This is a genomic window from Clostridium sp. Marseille-P2415 (genome assembly GCF_900155545.1).
In the GTDB taxonomy this organism is placed as follows: Bacteria; Bacillota; Clostridia; order Lachnospirales; family Lachnospiraceae; genus Lacrimispora.
In genome coordinates, this window is the sequence record NZ_LT732526.1 from 3,425,275 (window position 1) to 3,441,231 (window position 15,957).

At 43.4% G+C, this 15,957-nt stretch carries 16 protein-coding genes; 4 read left to right on the forward strand and 12 right to left on the reverse strand.

Going from position 1 to position 15,957, the window contains the following annotated elements:
• Positions 1-8: 8 nt before the first annotated feature.
• The 3 genes from BQ9856_RS20610 (at position 9) to BQ9856_RS20620 (ending at position 2,793) form a co-directional block, all read left to right on the forward strand.
• Complete coding sequence (locus BQ9856_RS20610) at positions 9-461, forward strand: 4Fe-4S dicluster domain-containing protein (RefSeq protein WP_077612678.1); 453 nt, start codon at positions 9-11, stop codon at positions 459-461.
• Positions 458-1,690, forward strand: coding sequence for an NAD(P)/FAD-dependent oxidoreductase (locus BQ9856_RS20615; RefSeq protein ID WP_077612679.1), 1,233 nt, complete (start codon positions 458-460; stop codon positions 1,688-1,690). The genes BQ9856_RS20610 and BQ9856_RS20615 overlap by 4 nt, the downstream gene beginning before the upstream one ends.
• A 149-nt stretch (positions 1,691-1,839) precedes the next feature.
• Positions 1,840-2,793, forward strand: coding sequence for a hydroxyacid dehydrogenase (locus BQ9856_RS20620; RefSeq protein ID WP_077612680.1), 954 nt, complete (start codon positions 1,840-1,842; stop codon positions 2,791-2,793).
• Positions 2,794-2,889: 96 nt separating this feature from the next.
• On the opposite strand, the gene BQ9856_RS20625 is transcribed toward BQ9856_RS20620, so the two are convergent.
• The 6 genes from BQ9856_RS20625 to arcA form a co-directional block, all read right to left on the reverse strand.
• A complete protein-coding gene (locus tag BQ9856_RS20625) occupies positions 2,890-3,354 on the reverse strand; it encodes an arginine repressor (RefSeq protein ID WP_077612681.1) in 465 nt (154 codons plus the stop codon).
• A gap of 26 nt (positions 3,355-3,380) precedes the next feature.
• The gene (locus BQ9856_RS20630; protein ID WP_077612682.1) at positions 3,381-3,728 is read right to left on the reverse strand and encodes a hypothetical protein; all 348 of its coding nucleotides are present in this window, start codon (positions 3,726-3,728) and stop codon (positions 3,381-3,383) included.
• A gap of 22 nt (positions 3,729-3,750) precedes the next feature.
• Positions 3,751-4,995 (reverse strand): AraC family transcriptional regulator, encoded by a 1,245-nt coding sequence (locus tag BQ9856_RS20635; protein ID WP_077612683.1) that lies wholly within the window; start codon positions 4,993-4,995, stop codon positions 3,751-3,753.
• Positions 4,996-5,149: 154 nt separating this feature from the next.
• The gene (arcC, locus tag BQ9856_RS20640) at positions 5,150-6,088 is read right to left on the reverse strand and encodes a carbamate kinase (RefSeq protein ID WP_077612684.1); all 939 of its coding nucleotides are present in this window, start codon (positions 6,086-6,088) and stop codon (positions 5,150-5,152) included.
• Positions 6,089-6,102: 14 nt separating this feature from the next.
• Positions 6,103-7,095, reverse strand: coding sequence for an ornithine carbamoyltransferase (argF, locus tag BQ9856_RS20645; RefSeq protein ID WP_077612685.1), 993 nt, complete (start codon positions 7,093-7,095; stop codon positions 6,103-6,105).
• A gap of 18 nt (positions 7,096-7,113) precedes the next feature.
• A complete protein-coding gene (gene arcA / locus BQ9856_RS20650) occupies positions 7,114-8,352 on the reverse strand; it encodes an arginine deiminase (RefSeq protein ID WP_077612686.1) in 1,239 nt (412 codons plus the stop codon).
• 247 nt (positions 8,353-8,599) lie between these two features.
• On the opposite strand from arcA, the gene BQ9856_RS20655 reads away from it, so the two are divergent.
• Entirely contained in the window at positions 8,600-9,550 is a 951-nt protein-coding gene (locus BQ9856_RS20655) for a helix-turn-helix transcriptional regulator (RefSeq protein ID WP_159442051.1), read from the forward strand.
• A gap of 6 nt (positions 9,551-9,556) precedes the next feature.
• Here BQ9856_RS20655 and BQ9856_RS20660 read toward each other — a convergent pair whose 3' ends face one another.
• From BQ9856_RS20660 to BQ9856_RS20690, 6 genes are all read right to left on the reverse strand, one after another.
• A complete protein-coding gene (locus BQ9856_RS20660) occupies positions 9,557-10,552 on the reverse strand; it encodes a response regulator transcription factor (protein WP_077612688.1) in 996 nt (331 codons plus the stop codon).
• A gap of 145 nt (positions 10,553-10,697) precedes the next feature.
• Positions 10,698-12,119, reverse strand: a complete 1,422-nt coding sequence (arcD, locus tag BQ9856_RS20665) for an arginine-ornithine antiporter (protein ID WP_077612689.1) — start codon at positions 12,117-12,119, stop codon at positions 10,698-10,700.
• Positions 12,120-12,532: 413 nt separating this feature from the next.
• Positions 12,533-13,189: an HAD family hydrolase gene (locus tag BQ9856_RS20675; protein WP_077612691.1), complete on the reverse strand. Its 657-nt coding sequence runs from the start codon at positions 13,187-13,189 to the stop codon at positions 12,533-12,535.
• Positions 13,182-14,324: an SIS domain-containing protein gene (locus BQ9856_RS20680; protein WP_235839274.1), complete on the reverse strand. Its 1,143-nt coding sequence runs from the start codon at positions 14,322-14,324 to the stop codon at positions 13,182-13,184. The genes BQ9856_RS20675 and BQ9856_RS20680 overlap by 8 nt, the downstream gene beginning before the upstream one ends.
• Entirely contained in the window at positions 14,324-15,157 is an 834-nt protein-coding gene (locus BQ9856_RS20685) for a PTS system mannose/fructose/sorbose family transporter subunit IID (protein ID WP_077612692.1), read from the reverse strand. The genes BQ9856_RS20680 and BQ9856_RS20685 overlap by 1 nt, the downstream gene beginning before the upstream one ends.
• Positions 15,157-15,948 carry a PTS mannose/fructose/sorbose/N-acetylgalactosamine transporter subunit IIC gene (locus BQ9856_RS20690; RefSeq protein ID WP_077612693.1) on the reverse strand — a complete coding sequence of 264 codons (792 nt, stop codon included), beginning with the start codon at positions 15,946-15,948 and terminating at the stop codon, positions 15,157-15,159. Before BQ9856_RS20690 ends, BQ9856_RS20685 begins: the two co-directional genes overlap by 1 nt.
• Positions 15,949-15,957 lie beyond the last annotated feature (9 nt).

A 15,957-nucleotide genomic window follows, 5' to 3' on the forward strand; every position in this document is an offset into this window, starting at 1 on the left:
GGCGGCATATGAAACGAATATTCATTGATGAAACCAAATGCGACGGATGCAAGAATTGTTTTGTAGCCTGTATGCAGGCTCACAGAAAAGATGCCGGAACCATCTATGATCTGGATTTGACAGATCCTGACAATGAATCCCGGAATCACATTATTAATAGAAAAGACGGCACCTATATTCCCATCTTCTGCCGTCACTGCGACCAGCCGGAGTGCGTCATGTCCTGCATGAGCGGAGCCCTTAAAAAGGACAGGAAAAGCGGGCTTGTCCTTTATGACGAAGAAAAATGCGGTTCCTGCTTCATGTGTGTTATGAACTGCCCTTACGGCGTGCTGAAAGCAGACACCAGAACAAAAACCAGGGTGATCAAATGCGATTTCTGCTCCGGCCGGGAAGACGGACCCAGCTGCGTAAAAGCGTGCCCGACCAAAGCAATTTATGTTGAGGAGGTATCAAGATGACTCATGTGATAATAGGTGTGGGAGCAGCCGGCATTATGGCTGCCAAAACCATCCGCGAATTAGAGCCGGATGCACGGATCATCATGATATCCGTTGATGATCATGTTCATTCCCGTTGCATGCTTCACAAATATTTAAGCCGCGAACGAAGCGAAGAGACACTTTCCTTTGTACCAGACGATTTTTTTGAAGCCGCTGATATTACCTGGATAAAAAACCGGGAAGTCATTCACATTGATACGGCAAAGCAGGAAGTAGAATTAGACGACCGGACAAGAATTTCCTATGACCGCCTCCTCATCGCCACCGGTGCTCACAGCGTATTTCCTCCCATCATGAATTTTAAAGAGGCCAAAAATGTCTTTGGACTGCGGAATTTAAGCGATGCCCAAAAGATCAGGGCATTTGCAGAAAAAGCGGACCGGATCCTGATTTTCGGTTCCGGCCTGGTGGGAATGGATGCTGCTTATGGTTTTCTGGAACAGGATAAGGATGTGACGGTCGTGGAAATGGCAGACCGGATTTTGCCGAAACAGCTGGACGAAACAGCAGGAAACGCATATCAGAAATTATTTGAACAGCACGGCTGCAAATTTCTGCTTGGAAAAAAAGCCGTCTTAACCGCCATGCCGGAAACCGATCGTATTACTTCCGTCCTGTTTGATGACGGAACCATCATTGAGTGCGACATGATCGTTGTTGCCGCAGGAGTCCGCCCTGCTGTCTCCTGTGCCGCGGACAGCGGCATTTTCATAGACCGCTATATCAGAGTAGACGATTTTATGAAAACCTCCTGTGACCATATATATGCCGCCGGAGACGTAAACGGCATCTCCGGGATCTGGCCCAATGCCATGAAACAGGGTTATACCGCCGCCTGCAACATGTGCGGGATCCCGACACCTTATGAGGATAAGTACGGTATGAAAAATACCATGAACTTCTACGGCCTGACCACCCTGTCACTGGGGGACGGCATGGCGGCCGGCGGAGATGAAATCATCATCCGGGAGGATTCCCGAAGTTATAAAAAAGCCATTCTCCATGACGGCTGCCTAAAGAGCCTGTTAATTCAGGGAGATTTAGACTACAGCGGCATCTATCAGTACTTAATAAAGAACCAGATTCCTCTGGATTCTGTAAAGACAGATATCTTCCATCTTTCTTTTGCAGATTTCTATGGGATTGATAAAACCGGACAGTATTGTTATCAGATAGCAGGTGCCTGATCTCTTAAAACGGCATTACCTTTTAATCTCCTTTCCATCATGGGTGCATGTTGCATATATGTCATGGATGTGATAGCATATCTGTATCTATTTCAGTACATATCCTGTCAGCCTGCTGCACTCAGAAATAATTTTGAAAGGAGAAAACAATGTACAAAGTATTAATACCAAAAGCCATTTCCAACTCCGGTGTGGAATACCTGCGAAAGAAAGGCTGTGAAGTCATCATGGGAGCTCCTGCTTCATCCAATGATCCTCTTCTGGAAGATTGTGATGCAATTCTGGCAGGTGCCGGTTCCAAAATAAAATATGACAAAGCCGTTTTGGACCGATTAAGGAACTGTAAGGTGATTTCCAATTTCAGTGCCGGATTTGAACACATTGATACCATATATGCGGAACAAATCGGGATCCAGATCACCAATTCAGGAACTGCCAATTCCAACGCAGTGGCCGAGCAGACCATCTTACTTATGCTGGCCTGTGCCAAGAATTACGAAATCATGTCAAACGCAGCCCATAAAGGTGATTTTTCCGTCAGAAAGCGGGTATTTAACACAGAATTACAGGGGCTGACCCTGGGACTGATCGGCTGCGGCAACATCGGACGCCTGGTCGCACAAAAGGCAGTCCACGGATTTGGAATGAAAGTAATTGGTTATGATCCCCGTTTAACCGAAGAAAACCTGCCGGCTGAGATACGGCTTGTGTCCGACTGCAATGAGATTTATAAAACAGCAGATTTTATTTCCCTTCATGTGCCTCTGACAGAAGAGACCAGATACATGGTCTCCAAGGACCAGTTTGATTTCATGAAACCCTCCGCTTATATCATCAATGTTTCCCGGGGCGGAATCATAAAGGAAGCGGATTTAATACAGGCTGTTAAGGAAAATAAAATCAAAGGAGCCGGACTGGATGTTTTCGAACAGGAACCCCTTCCTGTGGATAGTGAACTGTTCCAATATGACAATATCATTCTTTCGCCCCATAGTGCCGCAAACACCGTTCAGGCACTGGAGAATATGGAATTGTATGCTGCCAAAGACATCTGGCGGGTCTTAAATGGAGAAAAGCCTGAGTTTCCGGTGAATCATCCTTAAAAGAAACCGCCGTTTCCCTGATGCTTCCGGCTCATACACGAAAAAGACTTCCAGCCTCCTTTTTAAGGGCGTGGAAGTCTTTCCTTTTCCCGAAAGTCAACGATCCATATCCTGAAACTGTTTTGCCAGCTGATGGGCGGTACCTTCTTTTGTAATGACAAAAATAGTATTATTGCCGGCAATGGTTCCAACGATCTCATTCCAATCCAGCTCATCGATGATGGAACAAACCGATGCAGCCATTCCAGGCTCGCATGTGATGACTATAATATTCCCGGAATATTCCACTTCTTTTACTGCCATGGTAAAGAGAACGAACAGCCTGTGGGATATCTGATGTCTGGGAACGATCCTGCTCTGAACATAGCCTTCGCCATTTGCACCCTTAATTAAATTCAATTCCCGGATATCTCTGGATAAGGTCGCCTGGGTCACCTCAATCCCCTTTAAGCCCAGACGTTCTTTTAACATCGTCTGGGTCGTGATTGACTCGTTTTCTACCAGTTCAAGAATCGCTTTATGGCGTTTTCTTTTCATATTATCTTTCTCTAAACCAATCATGGTCCCCACCTTCTGCCGAGTGCTTTTCAAACGATCTCAACCCCTGGTTCCACCTCCCGGTCCGGAACCATCAAAGACAGATTTCCGTTGCGGTCTTCCGCCAGCATAAGGAGTCCTTCCGATCTTAGACCGGCCATCTTCATGGATTTAACATTATCAAGGATCATTACTTTTTTTCCGATGACCTCATCCGCTTTATAAAATTCTTTGATGCCGGAAAGAATCTGACGCTGTTCATTCCCCAAATCTACCAAAAAACATAAAAGCTTATGGGAATGGTTCACTTCGGTGCATGCAACGATTTTCCCTACTTTAAATTTCATTTTTATCAAATTGTCATATGTAACATACTCATTGTCGTTATATTGCATCATACCGCCTCTTTACTTTCTATGATCAGTTGATCAGCTTCGCATGGCTCAACCGGAACTCATTGGGCAGCAAATGCCTGCGCTGAATAAAATTCCTGCGAAACGTTTTTACCGTATTATACCCTGACTCAATGGCAATATCCGTGATTGGCATATCCGTACAGAGCAGCAGCTCACATGCGTGATCGATCCGCAGCCTGTTTAAAAAATCATAAAAATTGTTTTCCACCTGCATGATCAGATGTTTATTCATCTCTTCAATGGAAATGCCAAACTTCTCCGCAACATCAAAAACCTGGATTTCCTCCCTGAAGTTTTTGGAAATATATTCAACCAGTTGAAAAGCCAGCTTTTTTTCTTCTATATCGGCTATGCTTAACACCTTCTGATAGGTTTTGCGATAGTCACTGATTTTATTTTCCATTCGATAAGAAAATACTTTTGAAATATGAGCTGCATCAACATAGCCAAGGATCGCAGCGATCTCTTCCAATGTCAAATCCGTATATAGAAGATAATGGATCGTCTTAACGATCCGCATTTCATTCACCAGCTCAGGAAAGGCAAGTCCGGTTTTTTCATAAATGTAAATTCTGACCGAGTTCTTACTTAAATAAAACTGCTTTGACAGCCTTTCTAATGTCATTTTTTCACTTAGATGCATATAAATGTACCGGAAAATCAGCATTCTGTTATCAAATGCTTTTGATTTCACACAGGCTGGAGCCTTCTGCTCCATGATGGTACGGCAGAACGTTATGATCAGGGAGGAAAGCTGCATGATGATGTTCATTTCCTGATAGGATCTGCGCTCCCGAAAATCCATAACAGATTCCACCCCAACCTCTTCCTGGATCCTGCCAAACAGATATTCCACCTCTTTTTTTATATCACCCTGAAGATATGCATATGAGGTTTCCTCAAGCTTCTTTAATATGGATACATTATCATTAATACTGGAAGAAGATTTCAGTGTATCCGCCACCACATCATAGTTATACTTCACGATCTCAAAGCTTAAAGGCTCCTCAATATCCAGGATCTGCGTACATTCCCACGGCAATATGGAAAACAATACTCCTTCCTTTAATTCATACTCGTTCCGGTCCGCTGCGATTTTACCTTTTCCTTTTTTAACCAAAATGAAACGCGGACTTTTGTGGTATAACGGAGCAGTTCCCTCCGTAATTGTTTCATAATCAAACGTACATATTTTTTTAATATCAATTTTTGAGCAAAACTGCGTCTGCAGTTCAATATACTCCTTCATCTTATCAAATCCTTCCAGATCTTTGCGTAGCACCTTCTTATAATTCTTTGTATATAAGTGTTTCAGGCGGTAATATTCACCGTTTTATTCATCTATTGTTAAAAGGTATCCCATTTTACCTGAAAACAAATAAAATGGGATGATCTCCTGACAATTATTTACTGACAATTCTGGTTCCTGTTTTCCCGTCCAGTGCTTCCGCCACCCGTTCCAGGGAGCATATGATGGATACGCCATCGTTTTTCTTTTCAATAAACTTCATGGCAGCTTTTACCTTGGGAAGCATGCTTCCGGCAGCAAAATGCCCTTCCTTAACGTAACGCTCTGCTTCTTTCAATGTTATCCGGTCAAGATCCACCTGATCCGGCTTTCCAAAACGGAGAGAGACCCGGTCCACTGCCGTCAAAATAACAAATGCATCCGCATTTACCAATTCCGCTAATTTTTCCGCTGCCAGGTCTTTATCAACAACTGCCGGTACCCCATGGTAAGAACCGTTTTCTTCCTTAACGACCGGGATTCCGCCGCCTCCTCCGGCAATAACCACATGATTTGCATTCATTAACGTATTTAAGGATATCCTTTCGTAAATGCTGACCGGCTGCGGTGACGGAACCACCCTTCTAAAACCGCGCCCGGAATCTTCCACATACTTCTGTCCTGTTTCAGCCATCAGACGTTTCGCTTCTTCCCCGTCATAATATCCCCCGATCGGCTTCGTCGGATTAAGGAAAGCAGGGTCAGCCTGATCAACGACCACCTGTGTCAGCATTGTGATGACCACCACATCGTTGATATCATTCTTAACCAATGCCTGGTCGATTGCCTGCTGTAAATGATAGCCGATATATCCCTGGCTCATTGCCGTACACTCCGGAAGCTGCATATACGGTACGATCCCGTCTTCATGCCCCTTTTCAAAAGCCAGATGAATCATACCTACCTGAGGGCCGTTTCCGTGGCACACAACAACTTGGTATCCTGCTTTTATTATGTCAACAACTGCGTTTGCCGTTATTCTCACGCGTTCCAACTGCTCTTCTGATGTATTACCAAGCGCATTACCGCCAAGTGCGATTACTATTCTTTTCACTCTGACCGACCTTTCTAGCAAAGTGTTGCATACATAACAGCTTTAATCGTATGCATACGGTTCTCCGCCTCTTCAAATACTTTTGAATATCTGGACTCGAAAACTTCGTCTGTTACTTCCATTTCGGCCAAACCAAATTTCTGGTAAATATCTTCCCCAATGGTTGTGCTCCTATCGTGGAACGACGGGAGACAATGCATAAAAATAGCATGATCCTTTGCATTTCCCATTACCTTTTCATTAACCTGGTACGGACTCAGCAATTTGATACGGCTTTCCCAGACCTCATCCGGTTCCCCCATAGACACCCATATATCCGTATAAATCACGTCCGCCCCTTTCGTACCTTCTTCCACATCTTCTGTTAATGTGATCGTGCATTCGTTTTCTGCCGCGATCTCTATACAGGTGGAAACCAGATCATTTGCCGGCCATAAATCTTTTGGCGCACATGCGGTAAAGTTAAGCCCCATCTTCGCGCATGCCACCATTAAGGAATTGCCCATATTATTTCTGGCATCCCCCATAAAGGTGAAATTGATCCCCTTTAAGTAACCGAAATGTTCTTCTATTGTAAGAAGATCTGCAAGCATCTGGGTTGGATGGAACTGATCCGTCAGACCATTCCAGACCGGAATTCCCGCATATTCAGATAGCCGGGTAACCAGTTCCTGACTGTATCCGCGGTATTCAATCCCGTCATACATCCTTCCAAGAACCCTTGCAGTATCTTCAATGCTTTCCTTCTTTCCCATCTGGGAACTGCCCGGATCGAGATAAGTGACTCCCATGCCCAGATCATGGCCTGCTACTTCAAAGGAACATCTGGTTCTTGTAGAAGTTTTTTCAAATAATAAAACGATATTTTTTCCCTCAAGATATTTGTGAGGTGTATTTGTTCTTTTTAAGTTCTTGAAGTTCTTGGAAAGATCAATGAAATATCGGATTTCTTCCGATGTAAAATCTAATAATTTTAAAAAGCTGCGGCCTCTTAAGTTTACTGCCATTTTTTTATCTCCTCATCTTTAATAATTTACCGGTTCACGATCCAGGGGCATACTCATACAGCGGGGGCCCCCTCTGCCGCGGGACAATTCCGCACTCGGTATTTCAAGCACGTTCAGCCCATGCTGTTTTAACAATTCGTTGGTTCTCGTATTGCGCTGATAGGTAACGATCTTTCCCGGCGCAATGCACAACGTGTTGGAACCATCATTCCACTGTTCTCTTTCGGCTGTGATCATATCATCACCGCCGCATTTGATGAGTTCTACTTGATCAATCCCAAGACTCTTTTCAAGAATCGTCTCAAGATCAGAATTTAATACCTCGACCTTAATTTCACCCCTGCTATTTCCTTTTATGATCTTGTATACGCGGAGCGGCCCAAGGATCCCCGGATGAATGGTGAACTTGTCATAATCAATCTGGGTAAATACCGTATCCAGATGCATAAATGCACGGCTGTGAGGGATATCAAATCCAAGGATCGTCTCAATGGTGCTGTTTTCATTGCTGAAAATATTCTTAGCCAGCATCTCAAGTGCATCCGGCTCCGTTCTCTGGGAAATTCCAACTGCCAGCACTTTTTCGTTAATGTTTAAAATATCACCGCCTTCTATATGAAAGGCATTGTAACGGTCGTAGTATTTCTCAACCTTATTCTTAAAATCCGGGTGATATTTAAAAATATACTCTCCGTAAATGGTCTCTCTGTTTCTGGTTACGGAATACATGCGGTTGAGGCTTACCCCCTCACCGATACACGCAAATGGATCGCGTGTAAAATAAAGATTCGGCATCGGGTCGACGACCAGCTTGGACGGATCGCTCATAATATCCACCAGAGAATCATTCTTATTATAATTAAGTTCTTTTAACACGATCCCTTCCATGGATTTTAGGACAAGTGCTTTGCTGTCATCTTTATACTGCATCATATAATCATAAATTTTCTTCTTATACAATCCGGTACAGATCCCAGCTTCGCTGATCCACTGCTTCACGAATTCATCCTTGATATCATCGCTTAAGTCCAGCACCTCAGCCATAATATCTTCCAGATACAATACTTCAACGCCATTACTTTTCAATGTTTCAGCAAATGCATCATGTTCCTGCTGCGCAGCCTCTAAAAAGGGAATGTCATCGAAGAGAAGTCTCTCTAATGTTTCCGGTGTCAGATTTAATAATTCCTTTCCAGGCCTGTGCAGCAATACTCTTTTTAAGCGGCCAATTTCACTTTTTACGTTAATACCCTGCATAATCAATATCCTCCTTATGTTTTTTCATTGGCAAATTTTCAACGTTCCCGCATTTCTGCTTTCACGTCCCACACAGGTTACCACCAAAAGAAAGAGTTTGGAATAAACTTTTCGGAGTATTTTTATGCATTGTTTTACAATTTCAACAAAACCTTTGCCAAACCTTATACATATTGCCCAAATCCATCCCTTGACAGCAAATTCATGCTTTGCTATACTGAAAAAAAATTCAAAAGATGAAAAGACAATGAATATATTACTTTATCTCTATGACAACTTGCTTGTGATCTTATACGCTTGTGCATGCCTTATGGCATTTTGCGGCTACTTAAATAAACGGGATAAAGCACCTGTTACCATAACAGTCCTGTTCTTCTGTTTGTTATTAAACCAGCTGATTACATCTATGGCCGAATTTATACCTGAATTCGCCCATGTCTATGATGCCGCTTACAGGAACATGCCTGTATTCAATACTGTCATTTCCACAGTGATTGCAATCTGTTTGCTGGATCTCTTCTATTTATTGGTGCCGGATAAAAAGATCAGCCGGTGCGAATATATTATTTTGCTCGTATTTTTCCTGATTCTGCTTGTCATTCCTACGTTAAAGAACAGTCTTGTAAATCTGTTTTTATACAGCGCTGTTTTTCTTCTCTATCTGCTTTACAGAGGAATCACTTTTTGTTACCTCTTACATAAAAAGAGCCGTATCCATTACATTTATTCCTGCGCCGCCGTTCTGCTTCCACTATCCGGGCTGATCGAGAATTTTGTTAAAATATTCTATCGCTCCTCCAGCGGTATTGATTCCTATCGTATTTTTTCTCTTGATTTTTTGTTTGGCTCTGCTGCTGCCTCCTGCATATATACCTATATGCAAAAGAAAGCAGCCCCACGGGGATGGGAGGCTGCCGCAAAATCCCGGATTTCAGAATCTGCATCCTGCATTCAATCAGGCGGAGAGATGGATATTTTTAATTCCTTCTGTGAAGCGTATGGACTCACTCCAAGGGAACAGACCATCCTTTCCGAGCTCTTAAATCACGCAACCTACCGCCAGATCAGTGATAAACTGCTCATCTCTTTTTTTACCGTAAAGACACATGTACATAGCATCCGTCAAAAAACAGGAGTGAGATCCAAACGGGAATTATCTGAGCTTTATGAAAGATATAAGGATCCGCATCCGGAATAATGATCTCTATTCCTTATCAGCTTCATGAAACTCACGGTATTTGCGGATCAGCTCCGACCGGTTCTTTGAATCAGTCTTTTCGTAAATTCCATGGGCATGAAATTTCACGGTTCCGACAGATAATCCCAGTTCAGTCCCCATTTCCTGGTATGATTTATCTTTTATCAGCAAAAACAGTACGTCACGCTGACGGTTGCTCAGGCTATATTCCGTAACAAACAGATCCTCAAGTACTGCTGCAGCTTCCTCCTGTTCCATTCCCTGAAACGGCTGTTGTACCGGGGACCGGGCCTCCCTTACCGGCTCCTTTCTGCTGACCAGCTGAATAAATCCATTCCGGATCGCAAAAACTGCCAGAATGACAAAAAACACATCCTCACTAAGGTTGTGCTCCATAAACAATTTCATGTTAAGCGTATTGATCACATACTGAAAGTGAAAAATAACCAGACTATCCTCAGCTAAGATCATCACAGCGAAAATACAGGCAATTATAAAGATGGGCCGGTATCTCTTCATGCGCATTTTATAATCATTTTCCCTGCTTACGGCATACGAAATAAAATAGTAAAATACGAATCCGGCCAGATAAATCTGCCGGATCGTATAAAATATCCAATGCTGTCTTACCGATGCATTTAAATCGCCCACATAAACCGTAACGCATATAAGCGGCAGCAGAACGATCCCATGCAGTATCCCAAGCTTTTTTTCCAGTAATTCTGCAGTCAGGCATAAATACAAGGTACTGATTGCGATTCCGCAGATGACCTTTACCCCCAAATAAGTCAAAACATTATAAGCGCCTTCGAAAAAAGGTAATTCAGACAGAAATTCGGACATGAATACAATCATGGCATTCAGGCAATACATGAACATAAGCATTCCGGCCTCAAGTTCCCGAACATGCTTTGTTTTGTAATATGCCGTTACATTTACCGTACATGCGCATACAAAGACCATGATCAGAACGATATCAAAAATAAAAGTAGTTGTTCTCATTTAAACCTCACATTATCAGCATAGTTATCCTGATGCCGATAATACCATTTTAAATTTATACCTGTCAATTTCGCTTTTAAAGTAAGAACAAATGATAAACGGGAAGCAGCATCCGGTTTCCCGGATGTTGCTTCCGTATAAATGATCAAACGGCGATCCTGCCTGTTACCAGCATAAAAACAGATACTGCGGCACCTGCAATGATAAACATTATCACAATCCACTCTTTTTTTGAAAATACTTTTTCAATTCCATTTTCCTTCCTGGCTTTTATGTAAAGGAAAATACCGATGATATAAACAAGCATGCACATCAGGAAATATCCAATGCCGGCTGCCCAGATCGCCCATGCATAAAAAGCAGTTCCTGCAATGCCGGCCATCATCTGCAGCATTTCCCCCTTTTCCCTGCGATGCTCATAGGAAAGCTTGATCTGATACACACAAACCAGGATCCACGTTACAAAGATCGCTGCCGTACATAAGGAATAGGCAAAATTATACGCTTTATCCGTAAACAACAATGTGAAAATGAAAATCTGTGAGAGAATCGTCATAAACACCAGGGAAAATGTGGGAACATTCTTATCGTTCACTTCCCCGAATTTCTTCGGCAGAAGATTCTGCCGGGCCATCAGCAGTGTAGTTTCAACAGGCAGCATAGTCCAGGATAACCAGCAGCCTGCAACAGAAATGATCATTGCAGCATTAATAAAAGCGGCTCCCCACGGCCCTACGATATGAGAAAGAAGATATGCCATGGCCGGCTGCTTCAATTTACAGATCTCGGCACGGTCCATCAGGCCATATGGCAGCAAAGAAAGCAGCAGATAGATACATAAAAGTCCGGCTAAGCCCAACACGGTAGCTTTACCGGCCGTTGATTTTGTCTTCGCGCGGTCCGACATCATCGCTGCACCTTCAATCCCTACAAATACCCACATGAGTACCATCATACTGGAATTTACCTGGGACAGCACTTCCTTTACGGAAAAGTTCCCGGACACAGTCCCCCAGAAATCCGCAGTAAACATATTTGCTTTAAACGCGATGATTGCCGCAACCGTAAAGAAAAGAAGGGGAACCAGCTTGCAGACCGTTATGACCGTATTAAGAACCGCTGCACTCTCAATTCCTTTGTTTACAACAATGCACATCAGCCACAGGATCACACTCGCGGCAATGATAGAAAGCAGATTGCTTCCATCTCCCAGTGCAGGTATAAAATAGCTGAGAGCACTCATCATAATTGTTGCAAAAGCGATATTCCCAAGCCATGCGGATAACCAGTAACCCCAACCGCTGACGAATCCGCCAAACGGTCCGAATGTTTCCGTGGCATAGCTGAAAATCCCGCTTAATTCCGGACGTTTATTAATAATATTCGTCAGGGACAGACATAGCATCAAAACTCCTGTACCTGTAATAATCCATGCTGCAATTGCCGCTCCGGGGCTTGTCCCCTCTGCCATATCCGATGCGATACCAAATATGCCGCTTCCCACGGAAGAGCTGATCACTAACGCAGTTAAAGCCAACAATCCCAGTTTGTTCGATTCCTTATCCATGAAAGACCTCCTATGTGTTTATTCTTCCATGGTATCGAAATCTGAAAAAAGATGACTGACTCCAGCTGGTTATTTTTTTGTAAAAATGCATCCGATTTTAACGGTTTCTTTTTGATATAAAATTAATAATATAAATTAAATCATGCATATTTATCCGATTAGGGCTGATCATGCATGTATATTTAAATAATCTTCCTGACTGACTATCTATTTTAATTCTTACAAATCAACAAGGGATTTGCCGGTTTTTTTCCTTTTATAAAAAAGCAGGTCTTTCTGCAGACCCGGATATTATGAATCAATTTTAAAGATACGCACAATATAAGCACGAAGGATACCGTTCTGTCCGGCAATCCTTCGTGCTTATATTGTGCGTATCTATGGTTGATCCCGGTCATTCTACACCGTCCGGCTTATGAAAGGCTGCCTTCTAAATATAAAATAACTTGGCTTAAGGACGGCAGGATTTTTACAGCTCTCCGTTCCTCTTCCTTTGTTGCCTGAATGCAGTCCGGTATCATAATAACCGGACATCCTGCATTACTTCCAGCCAGTATGCCATTCGGGGAATCCTCTAAAACCAGGCATTCATCCGGCATTCTTCCCAGCCTTTGTACCGCTTCCAGATAAATCTCCGGATCCGGCTTGCTCTTCGCTGCCATATCCCCGTAAACACAGACATCAAAGTAATCAGCTATCCCTTCCGTTGTGAGATACCTATCTGCCGGATCTTTATAGGTAGAGGTAGCAACTGCTATCTGGTATCCATTTTCTTTTAAAAACTTAAGTAACTCCATGAGACCCGGCTTGTGAGGCAGACCATGCGCTCTTATGTATTGTTCCATGTAATCAATTCTGCTTTGACGGATCTTCATAAAATCAAAATCCTGCCCAAATCTCTTAAAAAACAGTTCCTTTACCACGGTCTGGTTCACACCGCGCATGGGCTTCAAATCCTCCGGCGTTATTTCATATCCAAATTGCCTGCCTGCATGTTCCCATGCAATATCATATAAGCTTTCTGTATCAAACATCAGCCCATCCATATCAAAAATAACCGCTTTAATCATGATTCTCCTTTGAAGCGGCAGGATCAACTGTATACTGGTCCCTGATCCCGTCAAGCATCTTGCTTCCGATCTTTTTATGAAATTCAGGATCTTTTGGTATATCAGGATTAATTCCCAGATCCTGGGGTGCCAGGCAGGCGACTACCTGTAATGGGATGATATATTCCCATGGCGAAAACAGGGGATCCTCAATAAAATCGCAGATCAAGTCTCTTTTCGTTGTTTTCTCCAGCCCTTCCGGCGAAGCGATCATATAATTATGAGGAGTCCATTCATTTAATATATCGATCAATTTTACTGTCCGGGGTTTATAATCTCCCTTGGATGCCAGATAAAAAATATGGGAAGCTTCACTGATGGAATTATAAATACCATGGAAAAACTCTTCAATATCATACCCGGTAACTCCCTGACGTACCGTCTCAAGTATTTTCAAAGACCCTTCCAGGACATCGGCATACATTCCGTCATAACCTACTACAATAATCCGTTTTGCAGGAAGGAACTCTTCTTTTATCCGATGATACCATTTTGTGGCTTCTGCGGTGACCAGTTCCATATTGGCTATCACCTGAGACATCCGGTCAAAGTAACCCTCTGCAGCTTTCTCTGTTAAGATGCCTTTTGCAAGTGCCCATTCTGTCAGCATCATCATGAGTGTAACGGTTGTCCCGGCATACCCTTTTGTTTTCGCACCGCACTTCTCATTTCCTACTTCAAGTCTTGTCCTGGTATCCGCATGTTCAAATACCAGAGCCGTTGGGTTTTCTGATATGGCAGCCGTACAGAGCCCCCGCTTTCTGGCTGTATCCAGACCGGCTACCGTCGAAAGACTTTGTCCCCCCTGAGATATCCCAATAACCAGAGTGTTTTTGTTAAAAACTTTTTCATTTCTTTCAAACTGAGTCGGATAAACATTAAAAACCTTAATATTTAAAATCTCTTCCAGATAAGCTTTTGCGGAAAGGCCTGCATGATAACTGGTCCCTGAGCCAATCACATACACCTGTTCAATTGTTTTATCCTGATAACAGGTCACAAATTCTTTTGTTATCTCTTTTCTCCGTTTTATAATATCAGTGAGCACATGAGGGGTCTCACAGATATAATCATACATCTTTGACTGAAATTCCATTATAATATCCCAAAAAACGCACAGACTATGCCGATTACGATGATTCCCAGCATGACTGTTACCGTCTTGTATCCTTTCTTTAATAATCCATATATGCCAAATGTCAATAAAAGAGGCAGAACCTTAGGAAGGATCTGATCAAATACTCCTTGTATCTCAACGCTGGTTTCTCCCACAGTCAATACCAGGGGCGTTGAAAACGCCACCATTGATGCAATCATCGCTCCTACCACACAAAGCCCTATGATCTTTGCACAGTTGGTAAGAATTTCGACCATACCGGAGGATTGGGCCGCTTCGATAAAATTGATCCCGCTCTTATATCCCAGCCTTAAACCATAATACCTTACCAGGTAATGAGGTATATTAAAAATGAGCAAAAACAGCACAGCTCCAAGCAGGCTCCCCTTTGATGCCAGGCCGCAGCCTACGCCTGCCGCAATGATGCGGAATGTACCCCAGAAGAAGGAATCCCCGATTCCGGCTATGGGTCCCATTAAAGCTGCCTTTAAGGCTGTAATTGACTCAATATCAAAACCCTCTCTGGACTTTTTATTCTGCTCCTCCAAAGCGACGCATGCACCGGTAATAAAGCTGACCACCTGAGGCGTTGTATTAAAAAAAGACAGGTGTCTTTTCAAAGCTTCCCTGGCTTCTTCCTTACCAGGGTACAGGCGCTTTAGAACCGGTATCATGGAATAACAAAAGCCTACATTCTGCATGCGCTCGTAATTAAAACATCCCTGCAGCGGAAAGGAACGCCAAAAGGTCTTTCTCATATCTGATTTGGTAACCAGACTGTTCTCGGAATAAGCCTCTTCCAAACGTGCCATCACAATTCACCTCCTAAATCATCCGACATGGTCTGTGTCATCGCAAATGCCATCTGCTCTTTTTTCCTTTGTGTGGCCGACTGATAAACCGTATAAGCAATGACAGCTCCCACGATAGCCACTCCCACCGTACTCATTCCAAGCAGTGCGGTGAGTACAAAACCGACAAACAGGTACGCTGCATTGGATTTATCAAAAATAAGCTGCATTAAGATCGCGATTCCCAACGCCGGGAGCATTCCGCTGGCAATCTTTAATCCGCTCAATATAAATGCAGGAAGCGAATCTACAAAAGCTGCGATCGTATTGGAGCCAAGGCAGACCCCCAAGAACACTACCAGGAACGAACTGATCCAGAAAAGCCCTGCACCTGACCAGAATGCTTTTGCAACTCCTCTGTAATCCCCTTCTTCTGCGGCATTATCTGCCCAGTGAAGAAAGGTTGCATTAATGGTCCGGTCTAAAATGCCGACAGACTGTGCCAGTGTGGCGATCGGCAGAGACAACGCTACCGCCGCATCCATATCCAGTCCGGACATGATGGCAAAAGCGGTTGCCAGAATCCCTCCCGATACCACATCAGGAGGTGTAGCCGCTCCAATGCCAACGATTCCCATCATCACCAGTTCAACAGCAGCCCCCATTACAATACCTGTTTGTAAATCTCCCAATAAAAGACCTACAATCGGACCGGTCACAATTGGCCGGTCAAGCATATGCTGTCCGAAGACCCGCCCATCCAAGATAGCAAATCCGGCAAGAATTCCCAGCAATAACGCTTTCCATACCATATACGTATC

What these genes read in the sequence shown, in the direction of transcription:
- BQ9856_RS20675 (WP_077612691.1), bottom strand. Translation starts at nt 13,189, where the DNA reads ATGATTAAAGCGGTTATTTTTGATATGGATGGGCTGATGTTTGATACA.
- BQ9856_RS20635 (WP_077612683.1), bottom strand. Translation starts at nt 4,995, where the DNA reads ATGAAGGAGTATATTGAACTGCAGACGCAGTTTTGCTCAAAAATTGAT.
- BQ9856_RS20610 (WP_077612678.1), top strand. Translation starts at nt 9, where the DNA reads ATGAAACGAATATTCATTGATGAAACCAAATGCGACGGATGCAAGAAT.
- BQ9856_RS20655 (WP_159442051.1), top strand. Translation starts at nt 8,600, where the DNA reads ATGAATATATTACTTTATCTCTATGACAACTTGCTTGTGATCTTATAC.
- arcA (WP_077612686.1), bottom strand. Translation starts at nt 8,352, where the DNA reads ATGCAGGGTATTAACGTAAAAAGTGAAATTGGCCGCTTAAAAAGAGTA.
- BQ9856_RS20660 (WP_077612688.1), bottom strand. Translation starts at nt 10,552, where the DNA reads ATGAGAACAACTACTTTTATTTTTGATATCGTTCTGATCATGGTCTTT.
- arcD (WP_077612689.1), bottom strand. Translation starts at nt 12,119, where the DNA reads ATGGATAAGGAATCGAACAAACTGGGATTGTTGGCTTTAACTGCGTTA.
- BQ9856_RS20625 (WP_077612681.1), bottom strand. Translation starts at nt 3,354, where the DNA reads ATGATTGGTTTAGAGAAAGATAATATGAAAAGAAAACGCCATAAAGCG.
- BQ9856_RS20630 (WP_077612682.1), bottom strand. Translation starts at nt 3,728, where the DNA reads ATGATGCAATATAACGACAATGAGTATGTTACATATGACAATTTGATA.
- BQ9856_RS20615 (WP_077612679.1), top strand. Translation starts at nt 458, where the DNA reads ATGACTCATGTGATAATAGGTGTGGGAGCAGCCGGCATTATGGCTGCC.
- BQ9856_RS20680 (WP_235839274.1), bottom strand. Translation starts at nt 14,324, where the DNA reads ATGGAATTTCAGTCAAAGATGTATGATTATATCTGTGAGACCCCTCAT.
- BQ9856_RS20685 (WP_077612692.1), bottom strand. Translation starts at nt 15,157, where the DNA reads ATGGCACGTTTGGAAGAGGCTTATTCCGAGAACAGTCTGGTTACCAAA.
- BQ9856_RS20620 (WP_077612680.1), top strand. Translation starts at nt 1,840, where the DNA reads ATGTACAAAGTATTAATACCAAAAGCCATTTCCAACTCCGGTGTGGAA.
- BQ9856_RS20690 (WP_077612693.1), bottom strand. Translation starts at nt 15,948, where the DNA reads ATGGTATGGAAAGCGTTATTGCTGGGAATTCTTGCCGGATTTGCTATC.
- argF (WP_077612685.1), bottom strand. Translation starts at nt 7,095, where the DNA reads ATGGCAGTAAACTTAAGAGGCCGCAGCTTTTTAAAATTATTAGATTTT.